General features: G+C 40.6%; 22 protein-coding genes and 2 pseudogenes. 17 read left to right on the forward strand and 7 right to left on the reverse strand.

Annotated elements, in window-relative coordinates:
* The first annotated feature begins 35 nt into the window (after positions 1–35).
* From nadB to CDZ88_RS00880, 4 genes are all read left to right on the forward strand, one after another.
* The gene (gene nadB / locus CDZ88_RS00865) at positions 36–1,571 is read left to right on the forward strand and encodes an L-aspartate oxidase (RefSeq protein WP_157796428.1); all 1,536 of its coding nucleotides are present in this window, start codon (positions 36–38) and stop codon (positions 1,569–1,571) included.
* A complete protein-coding gene (gene nadC, locus CDZ88_RS00870; RefSeq protein WP_100371758.1) occupies positions 1,568–2,422 on the forward strand; it encodes a carboxylating nicotinate-nucleotide diphosphorylase in 855 nt (284 codons plus the stop codon). Before nadB ends, nadC begins: the two co-directional genes overlap by 4 nt.
* Positions 2,415–3,521, forward strand: a complete 1,107-nt coding sequence (gene nadA / locus CDZ88_RS00875; RefSeq protein ID WP_100371759.1) for a quinolinate synthase NadA — start codon at positions 2,415–2,417, stop codon at positions 3,519–3,521. The genes nadC and nadA overlap by 8 nt, the downstream gene beginning before the upstream one ends.
* Before the next feature lie 130 nt (positions 3,522–3,651).
* Positions 3,652–5,016, forward strand: a complete 1,365-nt coding sequence (locus CDZ88_RS00880) for an MATE family efflux transporter (protein WP_100371760.1) — start codon at positions 3,652–3,654, stop codon at positions 5,014–5,016.
* A 45-nt stretch (positions 5,017–5,061) separates the two neighbouring features.
* Here CDZ88_RS00880 and CDZ88_RS00885 read toward each other — a convergent pair whose 3' ends face one another.
* Positions 5,062–5,313, reverse strand: coding sequence for a hypothetical protein (locus CDZ88_RS00885; protein WP_100371761.1), 252 nt, complete (start codon positions 5,311–5,313; stop codon positions 5,062–5,064).
* Between the two features lie 241 nt (positions 5,314–5,554).
* Complete coding sequence (locus tag CDZ88_RS17530) at positions 5,555–5,695, reverse strand: hypothetical protein (RefSeq protein WP_198507799.1); 141 nt, start codon at positions 5,693–5,695, stop codon at positions 5,555–5,557.
* A gap of 83 nt (positions 5,696–5,778) precedes the next feature.
* Between CDZ88_RS17530 and rnhA the strand changes: the two genes are divergently transcribed.
* From rnhA to CDZ88_RS17790, 6 genes are all read left to right on the forward strand, one after another.
* The gene (gene rnhA, locus CDZ88_RS00890) at positions 5,779–6,408 is read left to right on the forward strand and encodes a ribonuclease H (RefSeq protein WP_100371762.1); all 630 of its coding nucleotides are present in this window, start codon (positions 5,779–5,781) and stop codon (positions 6,406–6,408) included.
* Positions 6,409–6,445: 37 nt separating this feature from the next.
* Positions 6,446–7,810 carry an aldehyde dehydrogenase gene (locus CDZ88_RS00895; protein ID WP_442857105.1) on the forward strand — a complete coding sequence of 455 codons (1,365 nt, stop codon included), beginning with the start codon at positions 6,446–6,448 and terminating at the stop codon, positions 7,808–7,810.
* Between the two features lie 24 nt (positions 7,811–7,834).
* Positions 7,835–9,145 (forward strand): lysine N(6)-hydroxylase/L-ornithine N(5)-oxygenase family protein, encoded by a 1,311-nt coding sequence (locus CDZ88_RS00900; protein WP_100371764.1) that lies wholly within the window; start codon positions 7,835–7,837, stop codon positions 9,143–9,145.
* 287 nt (positions 9,146–9,432) lie between these two features.
* On the forward strand, positions 9,433–9,978 hold the full coding sequence (locus tag CDZ88_RS00905) for a peroxiredoxin (protein WP_100371765.1): 546 nt from the start codon (positions 9,433–9,435) through the stop codon (positions 9,976–9,978).
* An 85-nt stretch (positions 9,979–10,063) separates the two neighbouring features.
* Entirely contained in the window at positions 10,064–10,516 is a 453-nt protein-coding gene (locus CDZ88_RS00910; RefSeq protein WP_100371766.1) for a TlpA family protein disulfide reductase, read from the forward strand.
* Between the two features lie 67 nt (positions 10,517–10,583).
* Positions 10,584–10,715, forward strand: a complete 132-nt coding sequence (locus CDZ88_RS17790; protein ID WP_269799244.1) for a hypothetical protein — start codon at positions 10,584–10,586, stop codon at positions 10,713–10,715.
* Positions 10,716–10,741: 26 nt separating this feature from the next.
* On the opposite strand, the gene CDZ88_RS00915 is transcribed toward CDZ88_RS17790, so the two are convergent.
* On the reverse strand, positions 10,742–11,305 hold the full coding sequence (locus CDZ88_RS00915; RefSeq protein ID WP_100371767.1) for a GNAT family N-acetyltransferase: 564 nt from the start codon (positions 11,303–11,305) through the stop codon (positions 10,742–10,744).
* A 211-nt stretch (positions 11,306–11,516) separates the two neighbouring features.
* On the opposite strand from CDZ88_RS00915, the gene ggt reads away from it, so the two are divergent.
* Positions 11,517–13,136 (forward strand): gamma-glutamyltransferase, encoded by a 1,620-nt coding sequence (gene ggt, locus CDZ88_RS00920; protein WP_100371768.1) that lies wholly within the window; start codon positions 11,517–11,519, stop codon positions 13,134–13,136.
* 61 nt (positions 13,137–13,197) lie between these two features.
* Here the strand turns inward: ggt and CDZ88_RS00925 are convergent, their stop codons facing one another.
* Entirely contained in the window at positions 13,198–13,647 is a 450-nt protein-coding gene (locus tag CDZ88_RS00925) for an Lrp/AsnC family transcriptional regulator (protein ID WP_100371769.1), read from the reverse strand.
* Between the two features lie 224 nt (positions 13,648–13,871).
* On the opposite strand from CDZ88_RS00925, the gene CDZ88_RS00930 reads away from it, so the two are divergent.
* The 6 genes and pseudogenes from CDZ88_RS00930 to CDZ88_RS17930 form a co-directional block, all read left to right on the forward strand.
* Positions 13,872–14,444, forward strand: a complete 573-nt coding sequence (locus CDZ88_RS00930) for a chromate transporter (protein ID WP_100371770.1) — start codon at positions 13,872–13,874, stop codon at positions 14,442–14,444.
* On the forward strand, positions 14,441–14,977 hold the full coding sequence (locus CDZ88_RS00935; protein ID WP_100371771.1) for a chromate transporter: 537 nt from the start codon (positions 14,441–14,443) through the stop codon (positions 14,975–14,977). Before CDZ88_RS00930 ends, CDZ88_RS00935 begins: the two co-directional genes overlap by 4 nt.
* 97 nt (positions 14,978–15,074) lie before the next feature.
* Positions 15,075–16,844, forward strand: coding sequence for a M3 family oligoendopeptidase (locus CDZ88_RS00940; protein WP_100371772.1), 1,770 nt, complete (start codon positions 15,075–15,077; stop codon positions 16,842–16,844).
* Between the two features lie 166 nt (positions 16,845–17,010).
* Positions 17,011–18,705, forward strand: coding sequence for a methyl-accepting chemotaxis protein (locus CDZ88_RS00945; protein ID WP_100371773.1), 1,695 nt, complete (start codon positions 17,011–17,013; stop codon positions 18,703–18,705).
* A 176-nt stretch (positions 18,706–18,881) separates the two neighbouring features.
* Positions 18,882–19,619 (forward strand): annotated as a pseudogene (locus CDZ88_RS17925) (HAMP domain-containing protein); the annotation flags it as partial.
* 300 nt (positions 19,620–19,919) lie between these two features.
* A pseudogene (locus CDZ88_RS17930) lies at positions 19,920–20,561 on the forward strand (methyl-accepting chemotaxis protein); the annotation flags it as partial.
* A 50-nt stretch (positions 20,562–20,611) separates the two neighbouring features.
* Here the strand turns inward: CDZ88_RS17930 and CDZ88_RS00955 are convergent.
* The 3 genes from CDZ88_RS00955 to CDZ88_RS00965 all read right to left on the reverse strand — a co-directional run bounded on the left by CDZ88_RS00955 (position 20,612) and on the right by CDZ88_RS00965 (position 23,310).
* Positions 20,612–21,640, reverse strand: coding sequence for a cytochrome d ubiquinol oxidase subunit II (locus tag CDZ88_RS00955; RefSeq protein WP_100371775.1), 1,029 nt, complete (start codon positions 21,638–21,640; stop codon positions 20,612–20,614).
* Positions 21,641–21,673: 33 nt separating this feature from the next.
* Positions 21,674–23,017 carry a cytochrome ubiquinol oxidase subunit I gene (locus tag CDZ88_RS00960; RefSeq protein ID WP_100371776.1) on the reverse strand — a complete coding sequence of 448 codons (1,344 nt, stop codon included), beginning with the start codon at positions 23,015–23,017 and terminating at the stop codon, positions 21,674–21,676.
* 155 nt (positions 23,018–23,172) lie between these two features.
* Entirely contained in the window at positions 23,173–23,310 is a 138-nt protein-coding gene (locus CDZ88_RS00965) for an FbpB family small basic protein (RefSeq protein ID WP_100371777.1), read from the reverse strand.
* Between the last annotated feature and the right edge of the window lie 156 nt (positions 23,311–23,466).

A 23,466-nucleotide genomic window follows, 5' to 3' on the forward strand; every position in this document is an offset into this window, starting at 1 on the left:
AGGTGTCAAGACACATGTAAAGAATGGGTGATTACATGTTAAAAACAGATATCTTAATTATTGGCGGAGGCCTTGCTGCTATTATGACGGCATTAAAGGCATCAGAACGTTATAAAGTAACTCTAGCAATCAAGGGAACTAGGAAAAATGGAAACTCATGGCGAGCGCAAGGGGGTATTGCCGCTGCCCTTTCATCAATCGATCACCCCGAGCTCCATTACGAAGATACGATGAAGGCTGGTTGTGATCAAAATGATCCCGAACTGGTCAAGATTCTTGTTCACGAAGGACCGATACGGTTAACGCAATGGATGGAGCGTGGCCTTGTCTTTGATACGAAAGAAGATGGGACTCTTGCACTCGGAAGGGAAGGGGCTCATTCACAGCGCAGAATTGTTCACAACGATGGTGATCAAACAGGAAAGGTATGTATGGAGTTTTTTTGGGAGCTGCTTGAAGAAAGAGATGTGACGATTCTTGAAAACCATCAAGCAATTGATCTAATCATAGTAGCTCATGAATGCGTTGGAGCTACCTTTCACGGACCGAGTGGTCAAGTAGTTTCAATCCGTTCGAGAGCTACTGTACTAGCAACAGGAGGAATTGGCGGATTATTTGAAGCAACAACAAATGATCCAACACTAGTTGGGGATGGTTTGGCTATGGCAAAGCGTGCAGGAGCTACGTTGCGAGATTTAGAGTTTATCCAATTCCATCCTACGCTCATTTATTCACAAAGTAGGGTCATCGGGTTAGCGTCTGAAGCCTTGCGAGGTGAAGGAGCCTTATTAGTCAATGAATCTGGACAGTTAATTATGGAAAGTGAACATCCTTTAAAAGATTTAGCCCCTCGAGATGTCGTCGCTCGTGTGATTCAAAGGTATGTTCATCTTGGTGAGCAAGTCTTTCTTGATATCTCCATGATTCATAAATTTGAAACACGATTTCCGCAGATCGCCGCATTTTGTCAAAGAGGAAAAGTAGATCTAGCGCAAAAGAGGATTCCGATTCGACCAGGCGCTCACTTTCATATGGGAGGAGTCGAAACGGATGCGTTTGGCAAAACTTCAATCCCTCATTTGTATGCAGTGGGGGAGGTAGCTGGAAACAATGTACACGGGGCGAATCGGCTAGCGAGTAATTCGTTATTAGAAGCGATCGTTTTCGGTGAGAGATTAGGTGAATACTTAGCACCAAGACCAACACTACCAACGTTGTTTTCGGTAAACAATAAAGAGCGAGCGGTAACACCAAAACTTCCAAATGTGAATGAAGTAAGAAAGCGAGTCTCACACGCATTAAATATTACGCGGAATGAAGCCGACTTGAAAGAGCTGCTTCATTGGTTGAATCAATATAGGTCATTAAGTGAGAAAAAGTATGATCGAACCTCATGGTCTAAAGAAGAGATCACAAGGGACAATATGCACATCGTCGCAAGTCTACTTGCAACAGCCGCAATTGATCGAAAAGTGAGTTGCGGTGCTCATGAACGAAGTGATACCGGGAAGCCACATACAACAGGTCTAGACTACGGACAGTCATATCATAAGAGGGGTGTAGGGAGATGAACCGATTATTATTGAAAGAACAGTTAACAGCTTTTTTTTGTGAAGACATTGGACACGGAGATGTGACAGCAGAGGCGATGTTTAATACCGAGACGGGTGTTGCTTTATTTCGTGCAAAGGAAGCGGGCATCTTCTGTGGTGAGATTATTTTGCAGGCAGCGTATGAGCTTTTTCATCCGACTATAGAAGTTAATATTCTTAAAAGAGACGGCGAAAAGCTGAAGGTTGGAGACGTTTTAGCTGATGTGCAAGGTCCGATTGTTGATTTGCTCAGTTCTGAACGTGTCATTCTTAATCTTATTCAACGTCTATCAGGAATTGCTACACAAACGTATACAGCCACTCAAGAAGTGATGGGGATGTCTACGCGTATTTGTGATACGAGAAAAACGACACCTGGGCTACGGATGTTAGAAAAGTATGCTGTCAAATGTGGGGGTGGCTTCAACCATCGTTTTGGGCTAGATGAAGCGGTCTTAATCAAAGACAATCATATTGCTCAATGTGGAGGATCGATTTCTCTAGCCATTCAAAAGGTAAGAAGCAATATTGGACATATGGTTAAAGTTGAGGTTGAGGTAGAGTCTCGTGATCAAGTATTAGAAGCCATTGAAGAAGAAGTAGATGTGATTATGTTTGATAATTGTAGTCCAGTGGAAGCAGCAGAATGGAGAAAGCTTGTTCCATCATCAATTGTCGTCGAGGTGTCAGGTGGGATTCGTCATGAACATTTGCGTGCCTATGCCGAGAGCGGAGTGGATTATATCTCGATGGGTGCTCTGACTCACTCGGTCAAAGCACTTGATATTAGCCTTGATGTTAGCGTGAAAGAAGGTGTCATCCATGCTTAAAACAAATATTTTCGAGCAGGCGCAAACGATGATACCTACACAGTATAAGCAGATGAGTGATGAAGAGTTAATTGTTCGTGCTCATAAACGAAAACAAGAGCTAGGGACAGATTTATTTATTCCAGGACATCATTATCAAAAAGATGATGTGATTCAATTTGCTGATGTTACAGGAGATTCGCTTCAACTAGCCAAAGTTTCTGCGACAAATCCACATGCAAAATATATCGTGTTTTGTGGCGTCCATTTTATGGCTGAGACTGCGGATATTTTAACAAATGAAGATCAAACCGTCATACTGCCTGACATGAGGGCGGGCTGTTCGATGGCCGATATGGCGACGCGGCAACAGACGGAAATTGCTTGGGCAAAACTGACGGACAAATTTGGCGATTCGATCATTCCGATCACGTATGTAAATTCATCCGCTGCGATCAAAGCCTTTGTAGGAAGACATGGAGGTGCGACGGTCACTTCGTCAAATGCAAAAGAAATGTTGCAATGGGCGTTTGCACAAAAGAAACGAATTCTGTTCTTGCCTGATCAACATCTCGGGAGAAATACAGCTCATCAGCTAGGGATTGACTTAGAAGAGATGGTCGTGTGGAACCAGCAGGCAGAGAAGTTAGAGAACGTTCATCCAACCAAAGATGTGAAGATGATTTTATGGAAAGGACATTGCTCGGTTCATGAAAAATTTCGCCTAGAGCATATTGAACAGATTCGTAAAGAAGAGCCTGATCGAAGAATTATAGTTCATCCCGAATGTACATGGGAAGTGACAACGGCAGCTGATGATGCAGGATCCACTAAATACATCATCGAACAGATCGAAGCGGCACCAAGAGGTAGCAAGTGGGCGATTGGAACTGAGATGAATTTAGTCAAACGATTAATAAATGACAACCCTCATCTTTCGATTCAATCACTAAATCCAGACCTTTGCCCATGTTTAACGATGAACCGGATTGACTTGCCTCATTTTGTCTGGACCCTTGATCTAATTGCTAGTGGTACACCACAGAATGTTATTCGTGTAGAACCAGACGTAGCGAGGGAGGCGAAGCTTGCGATTGAGCGAATGTTCCTGTCTTTATAAAATAGTACGAAGCTATCAGCACATAGATGTTGATAGCTTTTTTGTATGGGGATAATAAGAGTGACCGGCTTGGTATGTAGTGATATAATGACATAGTTTGAAATCGTTATAAGTGGCAAGGAGGGATTAGATGAGAGAGACAAAGACGACTCGGGAGAAAGTGCAACTACTCCTTTTAGTCATGTTGCCTATTCTTGTCACACAGCTAGGTTTGTACGCAATGAACTTCTTTGATACGACGATGTCTGGGCAAGCAGGAGCCTATGATTTAGCGGGTGTGGCAATTGGTTCAAGCTTGTGGTTGCCTGTTTTTACAGGTTTAGGTGGTGTATTATTAGCTATCACTCCGATGATTTCTCAAAGTATAGGAGCTGGGAAGAGAGAAGAGGTTCCGTTTACAGTCGTACAAGGACTATACGTAGCGCTTGTTGTGTCCATTATCATTATCATCTTTGGTGGACTTGCTCTTAAACCTGTGCTCGGCTTGATGTCGCTTGAGCCAGAAGTTCATCGCATCGCCTATCAATATTTGATAGCGTTAGGCTTTGGAATCATACCGTTATTCATGCATACGGTTTTGCGTTGTTTTATTGACTCATTAGGGCAGACGAGGGTGACGATGTTTATCACCTTGCTAGCACTGCCAATAAATATATTTTTTAACTACGTGCTGATCTTTGGTAAGTGGGGATTCCCAGCACTAGGAGGCGTTGGAGCAGGTATAGCGTCAACCATTACGTATTGGTGTATTTTTGGGATCACCGTTTATTTCGTCATTCGGGTTGAGCCTTTTTCGGTCTACCGTATTTTTAAAACCTTTTACGGGGTGTCGCTTGCGAAATGGAAAGAATTATTAGTGCTTGGTTTACCAATTGGTTTTACCATTTTTTTTGAAACGAGTATCTTCGCAGCGGTGACGTTATTAATGAGTGAGTTTGACACAGCAACGATTGCAGCACACCAAGCGGCGATTAATTTTGCATCATTCTTGTATATGATCCCACTTAGTATTGCCTTTACATTAACGATTGCTATAGGTTATGAAGTAGGAGCTAAGCGTTTCTATGATGCGAAGCAATATAGTAAAATGGGGATCTGGATTGCTGTTGGAATGGGAGTTGTGGCTGGCTTAATTATCTATGTCTTGCGTGAGCCTGTTTCTGGGTTGTATACAAATGATCCAACTGTAGCAAGACTTATTCAATCCTTCCTAATCTACTCGATCTTCTTCCAATTATCTGATGCGATTGCGACCCCTATACAAGGAGTATTACGAGGGCATAAAGATGTGAACGTTCCATTTGTTATGGCACTTGTTTCATTTTGGCTGATCGGGTTACCGACTGGATATGCGCTAGCAAACTATACAGAATTCGGTCCATTTGGTTATTGGATTGGTCTAATCGCAGGCTTAGCCGTATGTGCAGCAGCATTATTATGGAGACTCCGCGTGGTTGAAGAGCGTGTGAAGGTTGAATTAACTCAAGGGAAATAGAAGAAGGCTATTTCAAGGTGATCAGATCACTTTTGATACAGCCTTTTAATTTAAAGTAATATGAGAATCGCGATGTTGGTAAATACCATCAAGTTTTTCTCCGATGTCCTCTTCGATCTCTTGATTGGAAGGGAGTGCATCATAACTTTCAATAATTGTAAAATCTTCTAAACACAAGAGGTGATAAGGGAACTTTTCTCCCTTATCCTCGATGATCGCATACAACTTATTACTCTTTGTACTCACAAGATCGCCTACTTCTTTAACAGAACGTTTCCGATTGATTGTGATGTTCATCCAGATCCCTCCTACAGCTTTTTACAACATTATGCCCCAAAAGAGAAGTTTTGATACATCCTCCGGAAAGTGATTCAGCTCCCTTATCACTTACAAGCAGGGAAATGGAAGGGAGTAATGAAACTGAAAATATGTTGAAAAGCTAGAAACTTCCCTTGCTTTTAAATTTACTTCAGTTTCCTACACGTAGAGTTTCAATAAAGAGAAATTCGCTAAGGAATGCCCTTAGCGACTTTTGTTATTATTGCTCTTTCCCTTTACGATTTGCTTTATTCTCTCCATTATCAATCATTTCGCTTGCAACTTCTTGGTTGAACATGCTTTCTGTCGGTGTTTGATTGTTCGTTTGAGCTTTGTTTTTTTGCTTGTTGCGTTGGGTCATAGTTATGCTCCTTTCGTTGTTTCCATTTGGTTTCACTGTTACTATTTGTTTATAGAGAAAACTTATACGAAGAAGGTGCAAGAATGGCGAAAAAGAAGTTTTATGTTGTTTGGAATGGTCGAAAGAAAGGTATTTTTACTACATGGGCCGAATGTGAAGCACAAGTGAAAGGATTTACAGGTGCCCGCTTTAAATCGTTTCCAACTGAGGCGGAAGCAGAAGCTGCTTTTAGTAGCGGGGCATCTACGACAAAAGGGACGACAAAACCTAAGGAATCACGGGCAAAAGAAGTTGATGTCGTAGCAGAAGTAAATTGGGACAGTATTTCTGTCGACGTTGGCTGTCGTGGGAACCCTGGTATTGTTGAATACAAAGGAGTCCATACGCAAACAGGTGAAATTCTTTTTGCTCATGATGAAATACATATCGGAACAAATAATATGGGCGAATTTCTAGCGATTGTGCATGGACTCGCTTATTTGAAAAAACAAGGAAGCACAAAACCGATTTATTCAGATTCATTGACAGCCATTAAGTGGGTTAAACAAAAGAAAGCAAAATCAACGTTAGTTCGTGATGCACGTACAGCCTATATTTGGTCACTTGTCGATCGTGCAGAAAAATGGTTGCAACAAAATGATTACAACACTCCGATCTTAAAGTGGCATACTGAAAAATGGGGAGAGATTAAAGCAGACTACGGCCGTAAATAGGGTTATATTAAGAAGATAGACAACGAAGGAGGCTCTTATAATGTATACAGAGCTAAGAGAAAAGCAAAAAGCCTTTTTCTATTTAGGTCAAACAAAAGACTACGACTTTCGTAAGAAGCAACTTGAAAAATTAAAAGACGCTTTAGTTAAAAATGAAGACAAGTTACTTGCAGCGGTTAAGGCCGACTTAAATAAATCAAAAGAAGAAGCCTTTTTAACAGAGATTGGGCCGACGTATCAAGAGATTACTCACACTTTAAAGCATCTAAAAGACTGGATGAAGCCTGAGAAGGTTAAGACTGCACCTTCTCATATCGGTTCTGTCGGAGTCACTCATTATGAACCATACGGGGTTGCGTTGCTAATTGCACCGTGGAATTATCCGTTGCAATTAGCAATCTCGCCATTGGTAGGAGCGATCGCTGCGGGGAACTGTGCGATTGTTAAGCCGTCAGAGCTGTCACCACACACATCACAAGCAATTGCCAAGCTTCTTGATGAGACTTTTGACGAGTTCTATATTAAAACGGTTGAAGGAGCAGTTGAAGTAAGTCAGGCTTTATTAAAAGAGCCATTTGATTACATCTTCTTCACAGGTAGTGTTGGTGTCGGGAAAGTAGTTATGGAGGCTGCGTCTAAGCATCTAACTCCCGTGACATTAGAACTTGGAGGGAAAAGTCCAGCTATTGTTCATGAAGATGCGAAGCTTGACCTCGCCGCTAAGCGAATTGCATGGGGGAAATTTTTGAATGCTGGTCAAACATGCGTAGCACCCGATTATTTATTGGTACATGTTGATGTCTATGAGCGATTTGTAGAAAAGTTAAAGAAGCAGACAAAGTCTTTATTCCAAAAAGCGATCGAAAAAGGAGAATATTCGAAAATCATCAGTGAGCGACATCTGGATCGTTTGATTGATTTTTTAAAGGACGGAGACACAGTTTTAGGTGGAAACTTTGAAAAGGACATTCGAACGATGTACCCAACGATTTTAACAAATGTTAGTTGGGATGCTCCAGTGATGTCTGAGGAAATTTTCGGACCAATTTTGCCTATATTTACGTATCGTTCTCTCGATGAAGTGATGACGAAAGTACGGGAAAAAGCCAATCCACTTGCTCTTTATGTGTTTACGGAAAATAAAAAGGTGATGACGATGATAACAGAAGGTCTAACCTTTGGAGGAGGCTGTGTTAATGATACGGTAATGCATTTAGCGACGCCTTATCTACCTTTTGGTGGGGTCGGTGAAAGTGGCACGGGTGCTTATCACGGAGTCGAGAGCTTCCGCACATTCTCGCATCGTAAAAGCATCTTAAAACAAACGACTAAAGTTGATTTGCCCCTGCGTTATAAACAAGGGAAATTGACGATGAAGATGCTTCGGAATTTATTTAAATAAACAAGGCTTGATGGGGGCGAGAGAATGAACGTAACAGAACATGTGGATGTACTTGGTGTAGGGGTCGGTCCATTTAATCTAGGGTTGGCGGCTTTATTAGATGAGAAAACAGAGAAAAAAGCCATATTCTTTGATAAAACAGAAGTGTTTGAGTGGCATCCAGGTATGTTGCTTGAGCAATCTGATTTACAAGTCCCTTTTTTAGCCGATTTGACAACAATGGCTAATCCGATGAGCCGCTATACGTATTTAAACTATCTTCATGTGCATAATCGAATGTTTCAATTTTACTTTTTTAAGCGATTTGATGTTCCGCGTATAGAGTATAATGCTTATTGCAAATGGGTCGTTTCACAACTAGCTACTTGTCAATTCGGACATGTTGTTACAAATGTGACGTATGAAAAAGATCATAATCGATATGTTGTATGTGTGCGTAAAGTAGATAGTGATGAGGAGTTTGTTTATACAGCCGATCACGTCGTATTAGGAACTGGTAGTGTCCCGGTGCTTCCTCTTGGAATGGAAGAGAAGTTAAACGATGACTTGATTCACACAAGTCGTTACAAGCACTTCAAAGGGGATATGAAAGAAGCGAGGTCTGTGACCGTTGTTGGGTCTGGTCAAAGTGCAGCGGAAGTTTTTTATGACCTTCTTGCGTCACAAGAGAAGAATGGCTATCAATTAACGTGGTTCACCCGATCAGCAGGATTCTTTCAACTAGAATCAGGGAAGCTTGGGCAGGAGGTCTTTTCTCCAGATTATGTGGATTATTTTCAACAACTCCCTTATGAGAAACGAAAAGATGCCCTACCTATGTTAAGTGGATTGAGAAACGGGGTCGAGGGCGAGACGTTGCGGGCGATCTATGACCTATTATACCACCGGTCAATTGATCGATTGGACCTTGCCGTAACTATTCAGGCAATGACGTCCATCCATGATATTAAGCAAAAAGAGCCAAGGGTGTATGAACTACAGTGTGAGCAATGGCAAGAAGAGCATAAGTTTACATATCAAACAGAAAAAGTTGTTTTCGCTACAGGTTACAAGCCACATATTCCTTCATGGTTACTTGAGATGAAAGACGAGATCGAATGGGAGAGTGAGAAGGAATATGCGGTCACCCGTGATTATCGACTTCAGTTCAATGAAGAACGAAGCAACCACCTTTATGTTTTAACGAACTTAGAGCATTCACATGGGGCAAGTGCGACAAACTTGGCATTATCTGTGCGGCGAAATCAAACGATCGTCAACTCGATCGTTGGTGAAGAAGTGTACCCGCTTCAATCGGATACGGTCTTTCAACAGTTTTCCGTAGAGAAAGAATAAGAAATGTTAGCGAGGATACCTAGATGCAGCTGGGATCCTCTTTTTTTTGAGCATATTACTTATCATTAAAGGGGAGTTATTGATAATATGTATACATAGTTGTTCTATCAATACAGGCTGAAAGTGTTTCATAGTAGGAGATTAAGGTTTTTTTTATAGGATCAGTTAATAACGATCATTATTTAATTAAAATTATTATTAATAAGGGTTGACTTCAAGTTCATGTCTGTATACAATAAGAACCATAATCATTTAATAATTATTATAAATAAGGAGTTGTTCTAATCATGACAGACAAGCGAATGGTGGCAAAGCAAGCTCCACGTTTTGAGATGGATGCAGTTATGCCTAATAAAGAATTTGCAAAAGTAAGCCTTGAGGAAAATATGAAAAACGATAAATGGACAGTATTATACTTCTACCCAATGGACTTTACGTTCGTATGCCCTACTGAAATCACTTCATTAAGTGATCGATTTGATGAATTTGAAGACCTTGATGCAGAAGTAATCGGAGTTTCAACAGACACGGTTCACACGCATAAAGCATGGATCAACACATCACGTGATGATAATGGACTTGGTGAACTTAAATACCCATTAGCTGCTGATACAAATCATGTCGTTTCAAGAGAATATGGTGTGTTAGTTGAAGATGAGGGTGTCGCACTACGTGGTCTTTTCATTATTAGTCCAGAAGGTGAATTAATGTATTCAGTCGTTAATCACAATAATATCGGACGTGATGTAGAAGAAACATTACGTGTACTACAAGCGTTGCAAACAGGCGGTTTATGCCCAGCTAACTGGAAGCCTGGTCAAGAAACACTTTAACAAATACGTTTGATTTCATGAGAGCGGGGCGCGATGTCCCACTTGATCACATATATTTACTAGAGATAAAAGGAGAGAGAAAAAAATGAAACTACGCGAAGAAATGCCCGAATTAACAGGTGCAACAACTTGGTTAAATGATGAAGTAACGAAGGAAGAATTATTAGAGAGTGGAAAAGCAACATTAATTCACTTTTGGTCTGTAAGTTGTGGATTATGTAAAGAAGCGATGCCTGAGATCAACGAGTTTCGTGATGAATACGATGATGAACTAAATGTCGTTTCTGTTCATATGCCCCGCTCTGAAAAAGACTTAGATATGAGTGTCATTGAAGCAATGGCTCAAGGACATGACATCAGTCAACCAACTTTTGTAGATAGTGAGCATAAATTAACGGATGCGATGGAAAACAAATACGTGCCAGCGTACTATGTATTTGATGAAGAAGGTAAATTACGCCATTTTCAAGCTGGTGGTAGTGGAATGGATATGCTACGCAAGCGTGTGAATCGTGTGTTAGGAAAAGAACAGAAATAAGTTTGATCGAAAACGTTAATTGGTATGGATAAAAAAGGATTTGAACTGTGAAGAGGGATTTTAGATTATGAAAAAGTTATCGACAAACCAAGGTGCACTGATTTATGATAATCAAAATTCGAGTACTGCCGGTAAACGTCTAGCTGATTCTCTAGAAAAAGATATTGCACCATATGTCGAGAAGCTAAAGCAAATTTAATAGATATATGTAGAAAAGGTGAGCCTCTATTTAAGAGGTTCACCTTTTTCGTTGTTCCATTCACTTGCAAGGATGCCGTAAATCACATGATCGACATAGTGGTCATAAAGCCATTCTGCTTGACGAATCAATCCTTCCTCCGTATAGCCCAATCGCTCTGGAATCGAACGGCTTTTTTTATTGCCTATCGCTGCACGGATTTCGACACGATTTAAATGAAGTTCATGAAATGCATAGTCAGTTAAAGCTTTAGCGACATTAGTGACTATGCCACGGCCTTGATACTCACTAGCTAACCAGTAGCCGATATAGGCAATTTTATTTGTCCGATCAATTGAGTTAAAGCCAGCAACTCCAACGATTTTTCCTTGGTATACAATCGATACTGTCAAACTCTTTTGCTCAGCGTAGTTTTTTAGATTAGATAAAATAAATGATTTCGTATCTTCCACTGTTTTGGAATCATCGACCCAAGAGAGCCACCTTTTTAGATAGTCTCTATTTTGATCAACTAATTGAAAAGCTTCCTCTGCGTCTTGAATAGAAACGATTTTTAGTGCTAAGTCATCGCGGATTTGATGTGAGAACATGCCTAACCTCCTATTGGATAAAATTTCTATATACCTTATCATGAATTTTTTGAGGGAGCAATATTAAAAAGTTTTCGTATTTATAATGTTCTAAACTTTACGAACAAAAAAACTCGTTTTATAATGAATAGCATACATATTGAAAGAAAATTACCATTTTTCTTTTTATTCGTTAGTTTTTTAAGTGATTTACAACCAAGGAGGAATTTTAATGACTGTTCAATATGATTCGCTTATGTATCCATACGCATCGAAACGTAACGTCGTTTACGGAAAGAAAGGGATGGTGGCCACATCTCAACCTCTCGCGGCTCAAGCTGGACTTGATCTTTTAAAAAAAGGTGGGAATGCGATTGATGCAGCGATTGCAACTGCTGCTTGTTTAACTGTTGTTGAACCAACGTCAAACGGGATCGGGTCTGATTGTTTTGCTCTTGTATGGGTGGATGGAAAGTTACATGGGTTAAATGGAAGTGGGCAAGCACCAGAAGGTCTTTCCATTGAAGCGGTGAAACAATTAGGTTATGATACGGAGCTTCCGAAATTTGGGATGGTTCCTGTGACTGTTCCAGGAACACCAAAAGCCTGGGCAGAGCTGTCTAAACGATTTGGTAAATTACCTTTGACTGACGTATTAGCTCCTGCAATTGACTATGCAGAGAATGGATATCCGCTTTCACCAACGTTGGCAAAATATTGGAACCAGGCGGTCAATACTTTTAAGAGATTGTTGACAGGTGATGAATTCAAAGCGTGGTTCGATACGTTTGCACCGAATGGTGAACCTCCAAAAGCTGGAGAGCTATGGAAGTCACCAGGGCATGCCAAAACGTTGAGAAGTATTGCTGAGACGAACGCTGTTTCCTTCTATGAAGGAGAGATTGCCGAACAGATTGATACATATTTCAAAAAATATAATGGATTTTTACGCAAGGAAGATTTGCAAGCGTATGAGCCAGAGTGGGTTGATCCTATTTCGGTAAATTACCGCGGCTATGATGTTTGGGAGATCCCACCTAATGGTCAAGGGTTGATTGCTTTAGAAGCTCTTAAAATTGTAGAGGGATTTGAGTTTACGGAAAGAGATTCAGTAGATACTCTTCATCAACAAATTGAGGCTATGAAACTCGCTTTTGTTGATGGAATGAAGTATATTACCGATCCGAATGAAATGAACATTCCAATAGATCTATTACTAAGCGAAAAATATGCGGAAAAGAGACGATCCCTTATTGGTGAAGAAGCGATCACTCCTGAGGCAGGAAAACCGCAACAAGGGGGGACCGTGTATTTAGCTACAGCCGATGAAGAAGGGAATATGGTGTCCTTTATCCAAAGTAATTACATGGGATTTGGCTCTGGCATCGTTATTCCTGGTACCGGTATTGCGATGCAAAATCGTGGTCACAATTTCTCGTTGGATGAAGGTCATGATAATTGCTTGAAACCAGGTAAAAAAACATATCATACAATTATCCCCGGATTCTTAACAAAGGAATCTCAAGCAGTTGGTCCATTTGGCGTGATGGGAGGCTTCATGCAGCCACAAGGTCATATGCAAGTGGTTATGAATACCGTTGATTTTCATTTAAATCCGCAAGCAGCTTTAGATGCACCGAGGTGGATGTGGTCAGAAGGCAAGACGGTACATGTTGAAGGAAGTTTACCAACCCATCTAGCACAAGCGTTGAAACGCAAAGGGCATGATATTCAGGTTGCTTTAGACGGAGGTTCATTTGGTCGGGGGCAAATTATTTGGAGAGATCCTGAGACAGGCGTGTTAGCTGGAGGAACGGAGCCAAGAACCGACGGCGAAGTCGCAGCTTGGTAAAGAGAAGAAGGGTTCAATCAACATTGATTGAACCCTTTCCATGTGAAGATAAAAAGCTAGACTACAGTTTCAATCCGCTTCTACTCTTAAATCGACGCAATAAAATATGACTTTCTACGCGTGTAATCCCTTTGAGGGCGTAGAGTTCTTCATTTGTGAAGCTTTCTAATTCGTTGAAGTCTTCGACAAGCACATGCATATGTAAGGTACTCGGTCCGGTCATTTGGTAACAACTTGCAACACGAGGATTCTCTGCTAATGTCTCAGCAACACGAACGAGTGAGGTAGGTTCACAGTCCACTTCAAAGAAAGCAGACACCGACTTCCCTACTTTCTCTGAATTGATGACGACACTAAACTTTTCAATAATGCCTTCTTCTTTCAAATGATGAATACGATCTCGAATGGCAACTCGAGATAGTCCTAACTCTTTTGCAATATCTACATAAGACATTCGCCCTTGTTCTGTTAGCAAGGATAATATTTTACGATCGGTTGTATCTATTTTCATCCACGTCACCACTTATTCGTTAGTTGCTCTTATTATATTAAAGCACAAGCTTCCTGTCACGGTAGTAAAATTGTATAAATATGTATTTGGGTTCGAATAGTGGGACTTAGTTGGAATGTTTTATGCCAGCTAGTTGTCGTTCATTAGTGAATGTAAGTGCGTTAAACTATATTCATAAACAAAGTAAGAGTAGAAAATGAGTAACAAATGAAAGGAGTGAGTAAATGAATTTTCATTTACAAAGAGACTTGTTTATCGCCTTTTTCCGTTCAGGAATTCTTGGTTTTGGTGGTGGACCCTCGACGATTCCACTTGTACATAAAGAAATCGTTGAACGTTATAAATGGATGAATGACGAGGAATTCTCGGATGTTTTGGCACTTGGAAATGCATTACCAGGGCCGATTGCAACAAAGATGGCAGGGTATATAGGCTACAAAATAGGAGGATGGGTTGGCTTAGTTAACGGATTAATCGCGACAGTGTTACCAACTGTATTTCTAATGATTGGTTTGATAGGGCTTCTATCCCAATTTCGTGACTCAAGAGTGGTAGCAGGAATGACCGCAGCAGTGACACCTGTTGTGTTTGTGATGTTATTTGTATTGACTTTGCAATTTTTAAAGCAATCTAAACAAGGCATAGGGGTTGCGTTAACGATTGCTTTAGCAATAGCAAGTGTCATTGCTTATCAAGTACTAGGGATTCATCCTGCCATTGTGATAGGAGTGCTTATTGTATATGGGCTTTTGATCAAACCACGAGGTGAACGGGATAAAGAGGGGGCCGCATCATGACGTATTGGGAATTATTCGTCGCATTTTTCATCCCTGGCATCGTTGGTTATGGTGGAGGACCTGCTTCGATTCCACTTATTCAAACAGAGGTTGTCGAGCGTTACGGCTGGCTTACAGTAGAGGAATTTGCAGAGCTTTTAGCCATTGCTAATGCGTTACCAGGACCGATTGCGACAAAAATGGCAGGGTATATAGGATATGAGATCGGAGGAGTGTTAGGTGCGTCTGTTGCTTTATTTGCAACGATTGCTCCATCACTTATGATCATGATCTTTTTACTTGGTCTCCTTTATAAGTTTAAAAATTCTCCACGAGTAAAGAGGATGACGGGATTGATTAAGCCAACGATTGCTATTTTACTAGGAGTGTTGGCATTTCAGTTCTTCGATGCATCGCTTACTCATTCGGGTTGGTTTCAGACAATATTTTTAATCGTGGTGAGTTGGCTTCTTTTAGAAAGATGGAAAGTACATCCTGCCTTTGTCATAGCAGGAGCACTTGTTTATGGAGCTTTGTTTTTAGGGCATGGATAAACTGACTTTATTTAAATTTTCAAAACTTTGTGGCGATAAGGTGTAATCTTTGTTAAACTGATATTACGGATCTCGAAATAATGAGGAGGAAATACATATGGGTTACCCACTAGTATGGGATTTAGAGAGCTTTTTTAAAGGTGGAAGTGAGTCGGAAGAGTTTGCTCACTTTGTAAAGAAAATCGATCAAACGCTGCTTCAGCTTCAGGGGCGTGTCGAACTTGAAAGCTCGATCGAAGAGCTTGAAACATTTATTCATGATCTTCAAGATGTTATGCAGTATGCAAGAGAAGCAGGCGCATTTGTTAGCTGTTTAACAGCCCAAGATGTAAGTGATGAAAAAGCGACATTATGGCAAGGGGAAATTCAAGAGCAAATGACAAAAATTCAAAGTCTTGCGGTCAGTCTAGAAGAAAAGTTAGTAGCGCTCTCGAATGATCAATGGGAAACATTGATTGCACTAGATTCTCTAAAAGAAGTGAAATTCAATCTAGAAGAGCGAAAGTTAGCAGCAGATGATAAGTTAGATCCAGAACAAGAGAAACTAGCAGCTTCATTTGCTATTGATGGCTATCATGCATGGGGTAACCTTTACAATCAAGCCGTTGGACGTATGCAAGTTCCTTTTGAAGAGGATGGAGAGGTCAAACAGTTATCGGCAGGACAACTACAAAACCGCCTCAATAGTTCAGATCGTCCGACGAGAGAGAGAGCCTTTGACGTATCAGAGGAGGCATGGCAAAAGGAAGCGCCATTATTCGCTTCTACATTAAATCATCTAGCAGGTTTTAGACTAAAATTATATGAAGCTCGTGGGTGGGAGGATGTACTAAAAGAACCACTCGCTATTAACCGCATGGAATCTAGTACATTAGATGCGATGTGGGGAGCAATTAATGATAATAAGCCACGTTTCTACGAATTTATGGATCGGAAAGCAAAGTTATTAGGAGTAGAGAAGCTGGCGATGCATGATGTTCATGCACCACTGCCAACCGAAAAAGATGCAACGATTTCTTATGATGATGCTTGTGAGTTAATTATTAAGCATTTCCGTAAGTTTAGTCCTAAGCTTGCTACATTTACTGAAGGAGCTCTGCGTGATGGATGGGTCGAAGCTGAAGATCGCTCTGGTAAACGCCCTGGTGGGTTCTGTACATCCTTTGCAAAATCAAAGCAATCACGTATTTTTATGACATATGATGGCTCGATGTCTAATGTAGCAACGCTTGCTCATGAATTAGGTCATGCTTATCATGGCCACTGCTTAAAAGAGAAGCAACCATTTGCACAAAGATATGCGATGAATGTCGCGGAGACTGCTTCCACTCTTGCTGAAACGATCGTTGCTGATGCACTTGTTTCAGAAGCGACAGATAAAGAGCTCAAGCTTTCATTATTAGAAAATAAAGTGAATCGTGCACTCGCATTCTTCATGAACATCCATTCACGCTTCTTGTTTGAAACGAGGTTTTATGAAGCACGTAAAGAAAAGTTAGTATCCACAAAAGAGTTAAATGAGTTAATGGAAGAAGCGCAGCGCGAAGCTTATGGCAATCAGTTATCAAACTATTCACCGACGTTCTGGGCATCAAAACTTCACTTCCATATTACGGGCGTTCCGTTCTATAACTTCCCGTATACATTCGGTTACTTATTTAGTATGGGGATCTACAAGCGTGCTCTTGATGCAGGTCGCTCATTTGAAGATGATTATATTGCTTTACTTGAAGACACTGCAAGCATGTCAGTAGAAGATTTAGCAAAGAAACACTTAGATGTAGATATAACAAAGAAAGAATTTTGGCAAGAAGCGATCGATGTCGTCTTAGCTGATGTTGATGAGTTTATGGAATTAACGAAATAGCCAAGTGAAACCAAGGAGAAAAGTCTTCTTGGTTTTTTTGATTAAATAAATCTTTATGACTAGTCTTTTAGCAACTATTTATGTCTTTTTTATGAATATACATGGTATCATAGGATTATTCGATCAAATTCGTCAATAATTGCGAATTGTTTATGGGGGAAAGAAAATGAGAAGAGGCTCAGTCGGTCAAAAATTAATTATGGCATTTGTTATTGTTGCACTTATTTTTAGTGTAGCTAGTGTATTTTCGTATATTAACATTAAGAATGTCCAAGAATCCTATGGTGAGCTTACTGGCCAAGTTCGTGACTTAGAGGTCAATACACTTCAAATGGAAAGTCATTTAAATCGTTCAAGTAGCAATTTAAGAGGGTACTTGTTATCAGGTGAACGAGAGATGTTAGAACGGTTTTATACGTACAATAACAGAGTTAATGAATACTTGTCAGAGTTGCACCAATTAATATCAACTGGTGATGGGACAGAAACCATTGAGAGTTTGCAACAATCAAATTTAGATTATTTACAAACGGCGAATCAAGCGATTAATCAGTATCAATTAAATCCTGATGTAGCGGTAGAGATTGTAAACAATGAGGTCTTACCGATTGGTCGAGATATGTTAACTGTGGCAGAAGGATTTACGGCTAGTATTGGTGAATACCGAGAGGGTACAGAACGTGCGATTCATCAAGAGGTTGACCGATCCATCCTCATGACCGTGATTATTAGCATTGCTGCATTTTTGATAGCGATCAGCTTAGGGGCCGTCATGTCCCTGAGGATTACAAAACCGCTGAAAGAGATGAAGCATGTGGCTGAGAGAATGGCAGATGGTGATTTAACGGTAGAAGTGAAGCAACTAAAAGGAAAAGATGAAATGGCAGCACTAGCGTCAGCTTTTTCAACAATGCAATTACAACTCCGTACCTTAGTCGGTCAACTATTGAATAATTCAGATCAAGTTGCAGCCTCCTCAGAAGAATTGTCAGCGAGTGCGGAGCAAACATCACGCGCAACGGAGCACACAGCCTCAGCAATTGAGCGAATTGCAAAAGGAACGGATGATCAATTACAGGCAGCCGATTATTCAAAAGGCTTGCTTGATGAAGTTGCATCTGGCGTTACTGAAATTGCATCAAGCGCAACTACGGTTGAAGCACATTCTGAACAGTCTAGACAATATGCAGCCGATGGTGGCAAGTTAGTGCGTGAAACTGTAGCTAAAATGAATGCAATCGATCAATCAGTTCAAGATTCTGATGCAGCAATTCAAGGGATGTCTGAGAAAGCATCTGAAATTGGAGGCATTTTAGATGTTATTCGTGGCATTGCAGATCAAACAAACCTACTTGCTTTAAATGCAGCGATTGAAGCGGCAAGAGCAGGGGAGCATGGAAGAGGGTTCGCGGTCGTAGCTGATGAAGTTCGCAAATTAGCAGAGCAGTCCTCTAGTAGTACACTTAAAATTAATGATTTGATTTCTGCTATGCAAGCAGAAACCAAGCATTCTGTTTCCATGATGGGGCTTGTGAAAGAGGAAGTGAGCATGGGACTAAAGACTGCCAACGAAACAAATCAAAAATTCATTGCCATTACAGAGGCCATTGAATTAATGAATACACAAATTGAACAGATGACAGGAACGGTACAATCGATGGCTGAAAAATCGACCGTTGTTTCTGAATCTGTCAATGATATGACAAGTATTGCAAGAGAGTCTGCGGAGCACTCTTCAACTGTAAGTGCATCAGCGCAGGAAACACTAGCTTCGATGGAAGAAGTGACATCTTCGGCTCAAGCATTAACATCAATGGCAGAAGAACTTCAACAATTAGTTAAGAAATTTAAGATTAATTAGTGTAAGAAAGGCCTTTTTTCTCAGGCCTTTCTTTTTATTGTTAATTATCTATTATTTCTGAAAAATATATCGCCATTTGTCGGAATTGTGATAAAATAGTACCATTACATATATCCTGTCTAGTGAAAAGTAGACATTGATAGATTAGGAAATGGGTGCAGAAGATGAAAGTGACGATGCGAGTCAAACTGATGGGGGCTTTTCTCATCATCTCATTAATATTTGCGATCTCTACCGTGGTATCTTTTTATAGTACTAGTAAAATGGAAGAGTCTTTTGATTACATGATCAACGTTCTATATGAAGGCAGAGATAAGGTTGTGCGTTTAGAGGGAGTCATCCAAGAACAAAATAGCAACTTAAGAGGATATTTACTTCATAGTGATCGTGATCTACTAGAGCGTTTCTACGAGCGTAATCAACGATCGAATGAACTAATAGATGAAACCGTTGAGTTACTTGAAAGTGATGCTGCTAGAGAAGAGCTACTCGCCATTAGAGATGAAAATGCCGAGTTATTAAAGCGCTCTAATTTTGTTGTCGGTCAATTTAGGCTAAATCCAGATGCAGCGATTAGTCGTGCAGCAGACACAGTGACCCCATTAAGCATAGAGCTAACCGATCGTACACACGCATTTACGGAGTCAATTGATGAGAGTATTAATCAAACCGTTACACAAGCGGTTGAAAATATTAATCAATCACGTATGATATCGTTGATTACTACCACATTAGCCTTTGTTTCAGCGTTAGCGGCAGGGGTTGTGATGACGGAGAAGTTAGTAAGGCCGCTAAAGAGGATGACAAACGAGGCCAAAGCGATTGCTACTGGAGACTTAACGAGTAAGAGAGAATCAATTAAAGGTCAAGATGAGCTAGCAGAACTTGATCACTCTTTCTCTGAGATGAAAGAGAATTTACGAACTCTTATCTATCAATTATCTAATCATTCTGCTCAAGTCGCTGCATCTTCTGAGCAACTATCTGCGAGTGCAGAGCAAACTTCTCAAGCAACCGAACAATCGTCCTACTCGATCGAAAGCATTCAAAAAGGGACGGAGAAGCAACAGCAAGCAGCTAAAACTAGTGCGCATGTATTAGATGACATGATTATGAGTGTGGATATGTTAGAACAAGGGTCAACAGAAATAAAAGATCACTCAAAACAATCTGTTATTTATGCTAATGAAGGTGGTGAGCTTGTTCAAGAAACCGTTCAAAAAATGAAGACGATTGCTCACTCGGTACAAGATTCTGATCAGGCGATCCAGCAGTTAACGAGCAAGGCATCTGAAATTGGTGTCATTTTAGATGTCATTCGTGGTATAGCCAACCAGACCAACCTACTCGCTTTGAATGCGGCAATTGAAGCTGCTCGAGCAGGCGAACATGGAAAAGGTTTTGCGGTGGTGGCTAACGAGGTTCGTAAGTTAGCAGAACAATCGGCACAAAGCACCCATCAGATTAGCGACTTGATTATAGACATGCAACAGGAGTCGGATAACTCGGTCTCAAAAATGAACTTAGTGAAAAATGAAGTTGAATACGGTATCCAGATTGCTAACGAGACGAATGTGAAATTTGAATCCATTACAGAAGCCATTGAATCGATGACCGCTCATATCAATAGAATGAACGAAACAACGAGTCAAATCTCTAGTCAATCAAAAGAAGTGACCGAGTCTGTTTCGAATATGAGTATTGTCGCAAAGGAGACAGCAGAGGAGTCGACGACTGTTTCTGCTGCCGTGGAAGAAACGTTAGCGTCGATGCAAGAAGTGACATCTTCAGCACTCGCTTTAACGAATATGGCAGAAGAACTTCAGCAACTTGTTCAGACATTTAATCTAAAATAAATAGACATAGAAAAAGAGGCAGAATCTGATCAGATTCTGCCTCTTCTTCGTTATCCTTCTTGTTTTAAGTACCGTTTGTCTTTCATAAATAATCTCCAGAAAAAGATAAAGATCGGAACGAGTACAGCCATTCCGACGCCATATCCAATGAGTAACAGTTCAAACATCGTATCATTGGTGAACGCGTCATAAATGGTTACATCTGGATATAAAAAGTAAGGCATATGAGCGGAACCATACGCAAAGCTAGCAAGCCCGAATTGAATCGCAATTAAAATGACGGCCACTCGAGGCTGCCCGACACTTACTTCCTTAGACGGCCACCAAAGAGCACTGTATCCGACGGCAAAAGCAAAAAGAGATAAAGAAAACAAAAGCCATTCATTGGCCATATTTTCAAACATCCAAAAGGCTTCAGGAATCAATGTCATGATCGCTGCTACGGCAAAAGCTAACGTAATTGGGCCTAAAATGATCGCGTTTTTTCGGTATACATGGTACGTCTCTTCTGAATTTGCTTCTCGCGCATAATCACTAAGAAGCAATGAAGATAAGAAAAGTTCTGTACTCAGACCGAAACCTAGATGAGTGTAGAAAGTAGGGCTTGTGAATAGCTTATTGGCTAATACGTAAGAATGATCACCAACTGTCTCAACAAACCCTCCGATTGCTGCAGGTAAAATACTGATTAAGAGGGCAGGAATTAAAAGCCCTGTTACTCCCGAGATGATGACAAGCGTATCAGTATATTTCTTAACAGAGTAGGAATAAACCATGAATGCACTTCGAATGGTCAGTAAAATTAAGACTAGACAGAAAGGGACAATCATAATCGTACCTAGAGTAGATGCAGCACCGGGAAAAAATCCAACCAAAGCGACAACAAGTAAAACAAGAAAGACGTTCGTTACTTCCCAAGAGGGAGACAAGTAGCGATTGGCAATACTTGCTGCTTTCGTGTCTGTGCGTTTTCGATAAAACATCGCCCAAAATCCAGCCCCAAAATCAATTGAACCTGCAATCGCATAGACAAATAGGAAAACCCAGAGAATAATGATCGCAATATAGACATTTTCCATCTAGCATCGAGCCTCCTTAATCATGGTGTTTGCTTACATGGTTGTAGTCGTTGGTTCAAGGTCATGTTTAACTGGGTTGCGTTTGAAATAAAAATGCATCACAAGACCAGTTAAGACGAGTAAGGCGATGTAGAGAGTGATAAATAATACAAACAGCATGCCTAAATTACCAGAATTTGTGGCAGCTTCTGATGTTTTTTGGATCCCAAATATAGTCCAAGGTTGTCTTCCTGTACAACTAAAAATCCATCCAGTTTCAATACCAATCATTGCAAGTGGTCCACCAAAGACAAGCGCACCAAGCAACCATTTAGGGTAAGGATTTAACTTTTTTCGTCCAAAGAACCAAATGACTAACGAAATGCCCGCCAAACCAAGCAAAAGCGTGCCAATGCCGACCATGACGTTAAATAAAGTGTGAACAAACAACGGAGGCCATTCATCACGAGGGAAATCATTTAATCCTTGAACGACCCCGTCAGTTGTACCTGTAGCTAACCAACTTAGCATTCCAGGAATTTCAATTCCTCCAACGACTCGGCCAGCTTCCGGATCGGGTGTTCCAAGGATAGCAAGTGGAGCATTGGCTTGTGTCTCAAATAACCCCTCGGCAGCAGCAAGTTTGATAGGAATTTCTTCATGGAGCATAACAGCAACATCATGACCGTTATTTGCCGTATAGAAAGCCATTAAAAATGCAACGATTAAAGAGAGTAGTAACCCCTTTTTATGATAGGTTGTCTCTCGTTCAGATAGACCCCCACGGAAAAGCTTATAAGCAGCTACGGATGCGAGCACAAAAGCTCCCGTTAAATAAGCACTACCGACAACATGCATTGCAGTAACATAAATACTAGGATTAAAGGCAGCTTCTAGTGGGCGTACATTCGAGATTACCCCGTCCGTATAATCAAAGCCAGCGGGCGTATTCATCCAAGCATGGGCATCTGTAATGAGAACAGCAGAAGCCGTCGCACCTAATGCAACAAAGATGACACTAATAATTCTCATCGTAGGAGTGAGACGATCTGCGGCGTAAACGTAAATTGATAGAAATAAAGCTTCAATAAAGAAAGCGAAAATCTCAATTTGGAACGGCAAAGCAATGACTTGACCAACAATCTCCATGTAACCAGGCCACAGAAGCGAGAGCATAACAGCAACAATCGTACCAGATGGGATTGCGACTCCGAGTAAAATTGCCACTCCTTTTGTCCATCGTTTTGCGAGAGTTCCATAATCAGCGTTTTTTGTAATCGCGCGCATAATCTCAGCGAGTAGAATCATGAGAGTGATTCCAACACCTAGCGTGGCAAAAATAATATGAAATGCCATGGAAGAACCAAATAAACTGCGCGCTAATAAGACATTATCCATTTTCTTCGTTCCCTTCTTGTTGACTGCACATTGATCAGTAACCATTCATTTATACTGATACTTTGTGTTGTTTAAGTGGGATTATGCACTAAATTTTCCAAGAGAAGAAAACATGTACAAAAAAAAGCCACCTCAATTGAGATGGCTTAGATTATTTATTGCTTGGATGTTTTGACAGCAGTCTGTCGGTCTTCAATCCGCTTTTCAATCTTAGAAAGAAATTCAGGATCATTTAGTAATTGCTTTTTATTTTCAAGTACGAGTTTTTCGAATGTGATGGCTTGACGTCTCATATATATAACCAGTCCTTATTTGTAAAATGTGTAGCAAGTCGCTGTTTGCTATACAGAGAGTATAACAATAAAGAAGCCTACGTGGAGTGTCTAATTGTTACAATTTTTCGATAATGTAGAATGATGACGAAATATGTCGGATGTTTCTAACAGCTT

The organism is Bacillus sp. FJAT-45037, from assembly GCF_002797325.1.
GTDB lineage: Bacteria > Bacillota > Bacilli > Bacillales > Bacillaceae_D > Alkalihalophilus.